This window comes from Rhodococcus sp. KRD175 (genome assembly GCF_017168275.1).
Lineage (GTDB): Bacteria > Actinomycetota > Actinomycetes > Mycobacteriales > Mycobacteriaceae > Rhodococcoides > Rhodococcoides fascians.
The window spans coordinates 370,394-381,752 of record NZ_JABFAQ010000007.1; the positions used below are offsets into that span (position 1 = coordinate 370,394).

Annotated in this window: 9 protein-coding genes and 1 pseudogene; 4 read left to right on the plus strand and 6 right to left on the minus strand. The window is 65.0% G+C overall.

Annotation, left to right across the window (positions count from 1 at the left end; translation table 11 throughout):
* Window positions 1-5: 5 nt before the first annotated feature.
* The 4 genes and pseudogenes from ectA to J1M81_RS13990 all read left to right on the plus strand — a co-directional run.
* A pseudogene (ectA, locus tag J1M81_RS26365) lies at window positions 6-506 on the plus strand (diaminobutyrate acetyltransferase); the annotation flags it as partial.
* Window positions 507-554: 48 nt separating this feature from the next.
* A complete protein-coding gene (ectB, locus tag J1M81_RS13980) occupies window positions 555-1,832 on the plus strand; it encodes a diaminobutyrate--2-oxoglutarate transaminase (RefSeq protein WP_045841368.1) in 1,278 nt (425 codons plus the stop codon).
* A gap of 38 nt (window positions 1,833-1,870) precedes the next feature.
* On the plus strand, window positions 1,871-2,269 hold the full coding sequence (locus J1M81_RS13985; RefSeq protein WP_027497550.1) for an ectoine synthase: 399 nt from the start codon (window positions 1,871-1,873) through the stop codon (window positions 2,267-2,269).
* 154 nt (window positions 2,270-2,423) lie between these two features.
* Complete coding sequence (locus tag J1M81_RS13990) at window positions 2,424-3,242, plus strand: Sir2 family NAD-dependent protein deacetylase (RefSeq protein ID WP_032368456.1); 819 nt, start codon at window positions 2,424-2,426, stop codon at window positions 3,240-3,242.
* Here the strand turns inward: J1M81_RS13990 and proB are convergent.
* From proB to ndk, 6 genes are all read right to left on the minus strand, one after another.
* A complete protein-coding gene (proB, locus tag J1M81_RS13995; protein ID WP_371832571.1) occupies window positions 3,215-4,294 on the minus strand; it encodes a glutamate 5-kinase in 1,080 nt (359 codons plus the stop codon). The genes J1M81_RS13990 and proB overlap by 28 nt on opposite strands.
* A 62-nt stretch (window positions 4,295-4,356) precedes the next feature.
* Window positions 4,357-5,808, minus strand: coding sequence for a GTPase ObgE (obgE, locus tag J1M81_RS14000; RefSeq protein ID WP_032368196.1), 1,452 nt, complete (start codon window positions 5,806-5,808; stop codon window positions 4,357-4,359).
* Window positions 5,809-5,979: 171 nt separating this feature from the next.
* A complete protein-coding gene (rpmA, locus tag J1M81_RS14005; protein ID WP_027497554.1) occupies window positions 5,980-6,243 on the minus strand; it encodes a 50S ribosomal protein L27 in 264 nt (87 codons plus the stop codon).
* 59 nt (window positions 6,244-6,302) lie between these two features.
* The gene (gene rplU / locus J1M81_RS14010) at window positions 6,303-6,614 is read right to left on the minus strand and encodes a 50S ribosomal protein L21 (protein ID WP_027497555.1); all 312 of its coding nucleotides are present in this window, start codon (window positions 6,612-6,614) and stop codon (window positions 6,303-6,305) included.
* Window positions 6,615-6,847: 233 nt separating this feature from the next.
* Window positions 6,848-10,447, minus strand: a complete 3,600-nt coding sequence (locus J1M81_RS14015) for a translation initiation factor IF-2 N-terminal domain-containing protein (protein WP_206498212.1) — start codon at window positions 10,445-10,447, stop codon at window positions 6,848-6,850.
* 487 nt (window positions 10,448-10,934) lie between these two features.
* Entirely contained in the window at window positions 10,935-11,354 is a 420-nt protein-coding gene (ndk, locus tag J1M81_RS14020; RefSeq protein ID WP_027497557.1) for a nucleoside-diphosphate kinase, read from the minus strand.
* Between the last annotated feature and the right edge of the window lie 5 nt (window positions 11,355-11,359).

The following is an 11,359-nucleotide window of genomic DNA, read 5'->3' on the forward strand; positions in this document are numbered from 1 at the left end:
TTCCTATGAAGCCTGCATTGCTGAGAGGTACCCCGCTCACTGCGCCGGACGCAGTGAAGTTTCGTAAGCCACAGATCTCCGACGGAGTCCGGCTCTGGGAGATCGCAAGAGATTCACGAGTTCTGGATCTGAACTCCAGCTACTCGTACGTGTTGTGGTGCCGAGATTTCGCGGCCACCACCGTCGTGTCCGACATCGACGGCCGCGCAGTCGGTTTCGTCACCGGATACATCCGCCAGGACGCCCCTCGAACGCTGTTCGTGTGGCAGGTCGCCGTGGATGCGGACCAGCGCGGCAAGGGACTTGCCGGTCGCATGCTCATGGAGCTGCTCGACCGCCTCGAGCCACAGGGCATCACGCACCTCGAAACCACGATCAGCCCGGACAACGAAGCGTCCATCGCAACCTTCACCAGCCTCGCACGCAAGCGAGGTACCGACATCGTCAAGTCGGATTTGTTCGCGCCCAACGATTTCCCTGATAGCCACGAAGCAGAAGAGCTCTACACCGTAGGCCCGGACGCATCGCGGAATTACGAAAGGAACAAGCAGAACATGACCGAAAAGAACACAGTGACAACAGAGAAGCCCGACGTATTCGAGACCGTCGAGTCCGGCGTGCGTAGCTACAGTCGCCAGTGGCCCGCCGTATTCACCACAGCGAAGAACTCGGTCATCACCGACGAGAACGGCAACGACTACCTCGATTTCTTCGGTGGCGCAGGCGCACTCAACTACGGCCACAACAACGACATGATCAAGAGCGCGTTGGTGGACTACATCACCAGCGATGGCATCACGCACGGACTCGACATGTCCACCGTCGCCAAGCGTGAGTTCCTCGAGTCGTTCAAGAAGAACATCCTCGACCCCCGCGGCTTGGACTACAAGGTTCAGTTCCCCGGTCCGACGGGCACCAACACCGTCGAGGCAGCGCTCAAGCTCGCTCGCAAGGTCACCGGGCGCGAGGCGATCATCAACTTCACCAACGCATTCCACGGCATGACACTTGGCGCGTTGTCGGTCACCGGCAACTCGATGAAGCGAGCTGGCGCCGGAATTCCATTGGTGCACACCACTCCGATGCCGTACGACAACTACTTCGGCGGCGTCACCGAGGACTTCCAGTGGTTCGAGCGCGTTCTCGACGACTCGGGCAGTGGATTCAACCGACCGGCCGCGGTGATCGTAGAGACCATTCAGGGCGAGGGCGGAATCAACGTCGCACGACCGGAGTGGTTGCGCGCGTTGGCCGAACTGTGCTCGCGACGCGAAATTCTGCTGATCGTCGACGACGTGCAGATGGGCTGCGGCCGCACCGGCCAGTTCTTCTCGTTCGAGGAAGCCGGCATCACCCCGGACATCGTCACCCTGTCGAAGTCCATCGGCGGCTACGGCATGCCGCTGGCGCTGACACTGTTCAAGCCCGAGCTGGACGTCTGGGCACCGGGTGAGCACAACGGCACCTTCCGCGGCTTCAACCCGTCGTTCGTCACGGCAAAGGCAGCCATCGACCACTACTGGTCCGACGACAAGTTCGAGAAGGAAACCCTCGCCAAGGGCGAGCACATCCAGGATCGGTTCATGAAGTTGTGCGCCAAGTTCGACGGCATCTCGACTCGCGGTCGCGGCATGGTCCAGGCTCTGGTGTTCGACGACGCGGAGTTGGCCGGCAAGGTGTCTCAGCTGTGCTACGACGAGCGTCTGCTCGTCGAGACCGCGGGCCCCAAGGACGAGGTCGTCAAGCTTCTTCCCCCGTTGACCACGACGATCGACGAGCTCGACCGCGGCCTGGACATCATCGAAAGTGCAGTGGCGAAAGTTCTGTCCTAGCAGCGTCCAGCACACACCGACATCGAAGGAGACATCGCATGATCGTTCGCACCACCGAAGAAATCACCGGAACCGACCGCGACATCTCGAGCGAGGACGGCAACTGGCGCAGCAAGAGAATCATTCTGGGCGGTGACAAGGTCGGCTTCTCGTTCCACGAGACCACCATCCAGCCCGGAACGGTGAACAACTTCCACTACGCGAACCACGTCGAAGCGGTGTGGCTCATCGAGGGTGAAGGAACGCTGACCGATCGCGAGACCGGACAGACGTACGAGCTCGGACCGGGGTCGATGTACCTGCTCAACGGGCACGAGCGTCACACCGTGGAGCCGCGCACGACAATGCGCATGCTGTGTGTGTTCAACCCGCCGGTCGTCGGCAACGAGACGCACGACGAAAACGGCGTGTACCCCCTCGTCGAGGTACCTGCGTAACGCATTTCGTCACAACACCGGGCCCGCACCGACGCATCGTCGGTGCGGGCCCGGTGTCGTCGTTGTCGGTCGATGCGTGACACGACTCTTCGCTATCCTGGACGAGGTGAATGCTCCGACCGCGCCCGCGGAAACGTATCGGCAATTGCTCTCGATGCTGGACGGAAGAACTGTTGCAGTGCTCACCGGTGCCGGCATGTCGACCGACTCCGGAATTCCGGACTATCGGGGTCCGAAGTCACCACCGCGCAATCCGATGACTTTTCAGCAGTTCATCGGTGATGCCGAGTTCAGAAGGCACTACTGGGCGCGTAATCACGTGGGTTGGCGACACATGGACGCGGCAGTGCCCAACGACGGCCACCGAGCCCTGACCCGTCTCGAACGCGCAGGAGTCGTCACCGGCATCATCACCCAGAACGTCGATATGCTGCACACCAAGGCCGGCAGCCGCAACGTCATCGATCTCCACGGTGTCTACGCCCGCGTGCGCTGCCTGAACTGCGAGCGGTTGGTGTCGAGGTTCGAGTTGGCCAGACGCTTGGATCGAGCCAACCCCGGCTTCGTCGAATCCGTTGCTCCGGCCGAGGGCGTCGAGATCGCACCCGACGCCGACGCGATCATCTCGTCCACCGCGCATTTTCGGATGGTCGATTGCGAATCCTGTTCCGGCATACTCAAACCCGACATCGTCTATTTCGGCGAGAGTGTCCCCAAACCGCGCGTTGCCGAGGCCTTCGACCTCGTCGATCGCAGCGACGCGCTGCTGGTGCTGGGGTCCTCGCTGACCGTGATGTCGGGCCTGCGATTCGTCAGACACGCGTTCAAGACCGGCACGCCCGTTGTCATCGTCAATCGGGGTTCTACCCGTGGCGACGAATTCGCCTCTCTCACACTGCATACCGGCTGTTCGGAAACAGCGACAGCGCTGGCCGACGCGTCCGATCAGGCGCGGACGAGATCGTCCGCGTGAACCACCGGACGCTGTAGCTCCGCGGCCAACTCCCCCGTGGACCGCCCGAGCATTCCGGACAACTCCCCGGAGTCGTAGGCGACGACCCCACGGGCCACCAGTACACCGTCGGTATCGACGAGAGAGACGACGTCTCCGCCGTGAAAAGAACCGGACACGGCCGTGATCCCCGCAGACAACAACGACCTGCGCCGCTCGACGACTGCTCGCACGGCACCGGCATCGAGGTGTAGCTCACCTGCCGCATCGGCCGCATGCCGCACCCAGAACTTTCGTGCCGACAACCGCGTCGGGCGCGCCGCGAAGGCGGTGCCCACTACGGATGTCGTCAGAGCGTGAGCAGCATCGGATGCCGCGGCCAGCAGCACCGGAACCCCGGCGTCGGCCGCCAGGCGCGCAGCAGAGAGTTTGGAGGCCATACCGCCGGTACCGAGCGCTCCCCCGGACCCGGCGACGACGCCGTCCAGATCCTCCGGGCTGGTCACCTCGGGGATCAACGTGGCCGAGCCCTTACGCGGGTCACCGTCGTACAGCCCGTCCACATCCGAGAGCAGGAACAGCGCGTCGGCACCGACGAGGTGTGCCACGAGTGCCGCCAACCGATCGTTGTCACCGAACCGAATCTCGGCGGTGGCCACGGTGTCGTTCTCGTTGACGATCGCTACTGCGCCGAGCGACCGTAGCCGATCCAAGGTGCGCTGCGCATTACGGTGATTGGTTCGCCGCGCGATGTCCTCGGCGGTCAGCAACACCTGCCCGACCGTGCGGCCGTACCGGTGGAACGACGAACTCCAGGCGTGGACCAGAGCAAGCTGCCCTACGCTCGCCGCAGCCTGCTTCGTTGCGAGGTCACGCGGGCGTCTGGTGAGGCCGAGTGGTGCCATGCCTGCACCGATCGCGCCCGACGAGACGACGACCACGTCGGTGCCGCTACGCATCCGCGACTCGATGGCGTCGGCCAACAGGTCCAGTCGAGCCAGATCGAGACCGGCATCGAGGCTGGTGAGCGCCGAGGATCCGATCTTGACCACGATGCGCTTGGCGTCGGCGATCGTACGACGGGTATCGGTGAGAGCCTCTGCGGGCGAATCGGATTCACGCACCGACACCTCGTCTACTCCTGTTCGGTATCGAGCCCGCGGCGAACCTGACGGGCGTGCTTGCGCTCGGAGGCACCGATGCGCTCGACCTGATCGAGTCGAGCATCGGTGCCGCGACCGGTCATCGTGATCTCGACACCGGCCGGGGTCTGCGGTTCCCAATCGAAGGACACGTCGCCGATGGTGACCGACGCGCCCGGCTGAGCGCCCGCCTTGATCAGTGCATCCTCGACGCCGAGCCGCGCGAGGCGGTCCGCGAGGTAGCCGACAGCCTCGTCATTGGTGAACTGCGTCTGGCGCACCCACCGTTCCGGACGGGTACCGCGCACGATGAAGCCGTCCGGGATGTCCGGATCCTTGACGACCTTGAAGCTGTCGTCGTTTCGTGCGACGGGACGCAGCACCTGACGCCGCGGCTCCGGTGCCGGGTGCGCTGTGCGGTAATCCTCGACGAGCTTCGCCAACGCGAACGTCAGAGGCTTGAGACCGGCGCGCGTCACTGCGGAGATGGTGAACACCGGCCAGCCGCGAGACTCGAATTCCGCGGTGACCATTTCGGCGAGCTCGGCACCCTCGGGAATGTCTGCCTTGTTCAGTACGACGATGCGGGGCCGGTCGGCGAGATCACCGAGGCTGGCATCACCGGACAGGGCCGGCTTGTAGGCCGCCAGCTCCGCTTCGAGAGCGTCGACGTCGGAGATCGGGTCACGGCCCGGATCCAGTGTCGCGCAATCGACTACGTGTGCGAGCACAGCGCATCGCTCGAGGTGACGCAGAAAGTCCAGTCCGAGACCGCGGCCCTGACTCGCGCCGGGGATCAGTCCGGGGACGTCGGCGACGGTGAACGTGGTGTCTCCACTGGAGACGACACCGAGGTTGGGCACCAGTGTGGTGAACGGGTAGTCGGCGATCTTCGGCTTCGCTGCGGAAAGAACCGAAACCAACGAGGACTTACCGGCCGACGGGAATCCGACGAGGCCGACGTCGGCGACGGACTTGAGTTCGAGGACGAGTTCGCGTTCGATGCCCTCTTCGCCGAGCAGAGCGAAACCGGGCGCTCGACGAGCCTTGGACGCCAGTGCTGCGTTGCCGAGCCCGCCGCGCCCGCCGGGAGCGGCGTCGAAACGCGTTCCCTCACCGATCATGTCGGCGAGGACGTTGCCCTTCTTGTCGAGCACGACGGTGCCGTCGGGGACCTTGAGAATCAGGTCCTCTCCGTTGGCCCCTTCTCGGTTTCCGCCCATGCCCTGAGTTCCGTTGCCGGCCTTCGCATGACTGGAGAAGTGGAAGTCGAGCAATGTGTGGACGTTGCTGTCGACGACGAAGATGACTCCGCCACCCTGACCGCCGTTGCCGCCGTCCGGGCCGCCGAGAGGCTTGAACTTCTCGCGGTGAACCGAAGAGCAGCCGTTGCCACCTTTGCCGGCGCTGACGTGCAGCACCACGCGGTCGATGAATCGTGACATAGCTGTCTTCGATCCTTTCTGGAAGAAAAACGGGGTGAAAAAAGCGATAGGGGCGGACCGGTCTCGTGACCCTGGTCCGCCCCTATCGGGAGCTGTGAACGTGCGCGGTGGACGTCCGACCCGGGCAGTTGCCTGCCGTGCCGGTCATCGTGAGCGCGAGCTGCAGAAGGACTAGGCCTCTACAGTGACCGGAACGATGTTCACGGTCTTGCGTCCGCGCTTGGCACCGAATTCGACTGCGCCGGGAGCGAGTGCGAACAAGGTGTCGTCGCCGCCACGGCCGACGTTGACGCCGGGGTGGAAGTGCGTGCCGCGCTGGCGGACCAGGATCTCGCCTGCGCCGACGGTCTGGCCGCCGAAGCGCTTGACGCCGAGGCGCTGTGCGTTCGAGTCGCGACCGTTACGGGAGCTTGATGCACCCTTCTTATGTGCCATGTTGCATACCCTCCTCGGGGTGAATCAGCTGAAAAGAACTCGGGTCCGGTAAGACCTGGTTACTTGATGCCGGTGACCTTGAGGACAGTCAGCTTCTGCCTGTGTCCCTGACGCTTGTGGTATCCGGTCTTGTTCTTGAACTTGTGGATGCGGATCTTCGGGCCCTTGGTGTGCTCGACGATCTCACTGGCGACCGAGATCTTTGCCAGCTTGTCTGCATCTGTGGTCAGGTCGGATCCGTCTACGACGAGGACCGGAGCAAGCGAGACAGCAGTGCCGGGCGCTCCCTCGATCTTCTCGACCTTGACGAGGTCACCAACAGCGACCTTGTACTGCTTTCCGCCGGTCTTGACGATCGCGTACGTTGCCATCGGAGGGCTACCCCTTGCTTCTTCGAACTTGCTCGCGTTGCGCATGGCACCGCGACTGGTCTGGTAAAACGTGTTTGCTTGCTCCCATTCGGCCGATTCGGACCGAACTGCATCCGAACCACTCGAGAACTGTTTCCACTTGCAGGACCGCTAGGCACAACAAGACAGTGTCACCGGGAGCGACTTATCAAGGTTACGGCAGAGAGACGGCCAGGGTCAAACCGCCTCGACCCCTACACATCGATGTCCACCGGCGGGCCTGCCGGACGTGCCGCTGCCCGTCTCCTGCGCGGACGTGCGGTCGGCACGTCCACCTGCTCGACAGGCTGCTCCGCCGCCGCTGTCAGCGGTGCTGAATCGGCCACCGTGTCACCGCCGACCGAACCTGCGTCGGCACCATCGTCGGCGTCTGCCGTGGCCGAAACCACCATCAGCACACCGGCATCCGGCGCAGCACTGGTCGGCGCGGCGGCCTTCCGCGCCACCCGTCGACCCCGGCGTGGAGTGGCCACCACCGGCTCCGGCTGAGCGGGGGTGGCGTCGGAGGACTGCGTCGCCCCGGTATCTGCGGAACCGCCGTCGCCGGCGGATTCTGCAGCCGGCACCGGCTCGTGAGACTGCGCGCTGTCCACGGTTGCCTGCGCGACGTCCGCGTCCTCGTTCGCCGCTGCCGCGACAGCCACGTCCTCCGCCGAGACCACGGTGACCGACTCGTCCTTGTCACCGGCGGAGCCGGACGATGCCTGCGAGACCTCCGCGGGGCTGACATCGGCCACCACGTCGTCGTGATGCGCTGCCATCGCCAGAGCCACGGGGTGTGCCCGCTTGATCGACGGGTCGACCACCGGGTGGTCGGTCCCGTCCGTCGTGCCCGACTGTCCGTTGGGCGTCGACCGCTCGGTGTTGTCGGACCGATCGTTTCCGTCGGACTTGGCGTCCTTGCCGCGTCGACGCCTGCTGCCGTTGCCCGAACCGTTCGAGTCCGAACGTGACGAGCTCGGGCGTCCACCGTCGGAGTCCGGCTTGGCGTCAATGGGGAACGGATGCACGATGATTCCGCGACCCTGGCAGTGCTCGCACGTGGTGGAGAAGGCCTCGACCAATCCCGTGCCGAGCTTCTTGCGCGTCATCTGCACCAGACCGAGGGAGGTCACCTCCGACACCTGATGACGGGTCCGGTCACGGCCCAACGCCTCGGTCAGGCGGCGGAGCACCAGATCACGGTTCGATTCCAGCACCATGTCGATGAAGTCGACGACGATCATGCCGCCGATGTCGCGCAGACGCATCTGGCGGACGACTTCTTCGGCCGCCTCGATGTTGTTGCGGGTGACGGTCTCTTCCAGGTTGCCGCCGGAGCCGGTGAACTTTCCGGTGTTGACGTCGACGACCGTCATCGCCTCGGTGCGATCGATCACCAGCGTGCCGCCCGAGGGCAACCACACCTTGCGATCGAGGGCCTTGGCCAGCTGTTCGTCGATGCGGTGAGCTGCGAACACGTCCACGGAGCTGCCGTTGGCCTCGTAGCGCTGCAGGCGCTCCATCATGTCCGGAGCCACGGTCTCCACGTAGTTCGACGTGGTCGTCCACGCCTTGTCGCCCTCGATGACGAGCTTCGAGAAGTCCTCGTTGAAGAGGTCGCGGATGACCTTCACCAGCATGTCGGGCTCTTCGTACAGCGTCTGGGGCTGCACGCCCTTGCCTGTTTCGGCGTTCGCGGACCGCTCTTCGATGCTGGCCCACTGGGCCTGCAGCCGCGTCACGTCGCGCGCGAGTTCTTCCTCGCTGACGCCCTCGGCCGCGGTCCTGATGATGACGCCGGCCTCGGGGGGAACGATGTCGCGCAGAATTTCCTTGAGTCGCTTGCGCTCGGTGTCGGGCAGCTTGCGGCTGATGCCGGTGGAACTGCCACCGGGAACGTAGACGAGGAAGCGTCCGGCCAACGACAGCTGAGTCGTCAAGCGAGCGCCCTTGTGGCCCACCGGGTCCTTGCTGACCTGCACCAGAACCTGATCGCCCGGCTTGAGGGCCTGCTCGATCTTGCGCGCGCTTCCGCCGAGACCGGCGGCGTCCCAGTTGACCTCGCCTGCGTACAGCACACCGTTACGACCACGGCCGATGTCGATGAACGCTGCTTCCATACTGGGCAGGACGTTCTGCACGCGGCCCAGGTAGACGTTGCCGACCATCGAGGCGGTGGCGCTACTGGTCACGAAGTGCTCCACCAGAACGCCGTCTTCGAGCACGGCGACCTGCGTGGTCAACGGATGGTCCGGGGTGGCCTTCTCGCGAACGACCATAACGCGGTCCACGGACTCACGACGAGCGAGGAATTCCGATTCGGTCAGAATCGGCGGACGGCGTCGCCCGGCATCGCGGCCGTCACGGCGACGCTGCCGCTTCGCCTCGAGCCGAGTCGAACCGGAGATGCCCTGCACCTCGTCGCGCGCTGCGCGGCTCTTGTTGCGCGGCTCGCGTTCGTGCACGACGGTGTTGGGCGGGTCGTCCTCGGACGACGCAGCTGCTTCTGCCGCGGCCTCGGCTCCGGTCTTACGACGGCGGCGGCGCCGACGACGACGGCTCGAGCCGTCTCCGTCCGAATCGCCGTTGTCGGAATCACCGTTGTCGGAGTCGCCGAAGTTGTCCTGAGCGCCGGACTCGGACTCGTCGTCACTGTCCTCGCCCTGCTTGTCCGACCCGTCGGTGGTGGCGTCGGTCGTGGCGTTCTGCCGATCGGACCCGCGGCCGCGTGACCGCGAGCGACGCGAACGCCGTCCCGAACTCGAGGGCTGGTCGTCGCCGGAGGTCTCGTCGGCATCGGAATCGTCGGACTCGTCCGCTCCGGTGGACTCGCCGTCTGCCGAAGAGGCGGACGTGCTGCTGTCCGTCTCGGAGTCGGTGTCGTCCGAATCCTCGTCGGTCGAGTTGTCGTCGGTCGAGTTGTCGTCGGACGACTGCTCTCCGCGTCCACGCCCACGACCGCGGCGACCGCGCCGACGGCGACGGGGCTGAGACTGGTCGTCGTCGTCTCCCGAGCCGTCCGCTGCCGAGGAAGCCCCGGACTCGTCGGAGGACGCATCCGAAGCACCGGACTCGGACACGGGAGCACCGGACACAGCGGTGTCCTGCGTGGCGGTGTCGGAGGCGACCGTAGAGACGTTCTCGGCGACGGGTGACTCGCCGGTGGCGGGCTCGTCCGTGGCCTTGTCGGACGTAGCGTTGTTATCGGACGGTGCCTCGTCCTTGGGTGCGGCCTTGCGGCTACGTCGACGCCGCGCGGGGGCCTCGGACGGCGCATCCGCCGATTCTGCTGCGGGCTCTGCCGCTGCCGGCTGCAGGAACACCGGCGTCGCAAAGGTCGTGGCCGTGGGTTGGGCGGCCTCGGGCTCGGCCGTGGGCGCGCTGGTGAACAGCGTTGCCTCGGCAGCGGGGACCTCTACCGAGGGAGCCGTCTCGGCCGGCACCTCTACCGATGCGGGCTCGGGCTGCTGGTCTGTCGACGCATCCGGTGCCGGCGACTCCGCTGCGGAGGCATCGGGGGCGGGTGCGGTCGGCCCGTTCACCGAATCGCGCACCGACTCGGCAACGTCTCGGCTCAGACTCGACTGCGCGCTGCGGGCTTCGATGCCGAGCTCACCGAGAGTGACGAGCAACTGCTTGCTGGTCACACCCAGAATCTTCGCCAGTGCATGCACGCGCAGCCTGGTCGGCAATTCGATGGTGTCGGGTTGCACGGAAACCGCGTCGGATTTCGCGGACGACACCGCGTCGGTGTCCTCCGGATTTCCTGCGTTCGTGCTCTGTACATCTTCGGGCGGGCTTTGATCGGCCACGTAGTCTCCTCGGGCCCCCGGGCGCGTTCATCCGAAATCGGGTGTGACGCGGCCACGCGAGGGCAATCCTTGTGTACTCACGTCGGGTTGGACGTCAGCTGTTCGGTCTCGCTCTCCACAAATCGTGTGAGCCACCTCGTGAATCTCGGTGGCCGACGACGGCGTGTGCAGTGCCTGGCTGGATGGTGGTGTCTCGGCGATCCGAGCGCCTGATCATCAAGCATGAACGCGAACGAGCCTGTCTCTCGTTCGCGACTCTGCGATGACGGGCAGCGGGTCGACGACAGTCATCCGATCGATCCCACGAGCACTTTTTCTCTAGCGAACTTCGGTGGAGCTGAACAGAGGTGGAGCGTGTGAACGTACAAGTGCTGTGGGGTCGATCTCCGTCGAGTATCCCACACGCGATGATCCGTACGAGCCACGCCGCACCGATCGGACGTCGAGCGGGTGCGGCGTGACTGCGGAAAGGCTCTGCGACGGGCTTCTAGGAGGCGGTCAAGTCGGGGAACCACAGGGCGATCTCGCGCTCTGCGGATTCCACCGAATCGGATCCGTGTACCAGGTTCTGCTGACCGTCGAGGGCCAGGTCACCTCGGATGGTGCCGGGAACTGCTTTGGCAACCGGATCCGTGCCGCCGGCGATCTGACGGAAGGCTTCGATGGCACGGGGGCCTTCGAGAACCGCGGCCACCACGGGCCCGGAGGTGATGAACTCGAGAAGGTCGGGGAAGAACGGCTTGCTCTCGTGCTCCGCGTAGTGAGCCGAGGCCACGTCGCGAGAGACGGTCTTGAGCTCGAGGGCGACGATGCTCAGACCCTTCTTCTCCACGCGGCCGAGGATCTCTCCTACGTAACGCCGGGCAACTCCGTCTGGCTTGATCAGTACTAGGGTGCGATCGGTCACGTCGA

Bases quoted from the DNA above. Each gene is read 5' to 3' on its own strand.
- ectB (WP_045841368.1), top strand. From the start codon at position 555: ATGACCGAAAAGAACACAGTGACAACAGAGAAGCCCGACGTATTCGAG.
- J1M81_RS13985 (WP_027497550.1), top strand. From the start codon at position 1,871: ATGATCGTTCGCACCACCGAAGAAATCACCGGAACCGACCGCGACATC.
- J1M81_RS13990 (WP_032368456.1), top strand. From the start codon at position 2,424: ATGCTGGACGGAAGAACTGTTGCAGTGCTCACCGGTGCCGGCATGTCG.
- obgE (WP_032368196.1), bottom strand. From the start codon at position 5,808: ATGTCACGATTCATCGACCGCGTGGTGCTGCACGTCAGCGCCGGCAAA.
- rpmA (WP_027497554.1), bottom strand. From the start codon at position 6,243: ATGGCACATAAGAAGGGTGCATCAAGCTCCCGTAACGGTCGCGACTCG.
- rplU (WP_027497555.1), bottom strand. From the start codon at position 6,614: ATGGCAACGTACGCGATCGTCAAGACCGGCGGAAAGCAGTACAAGGTC.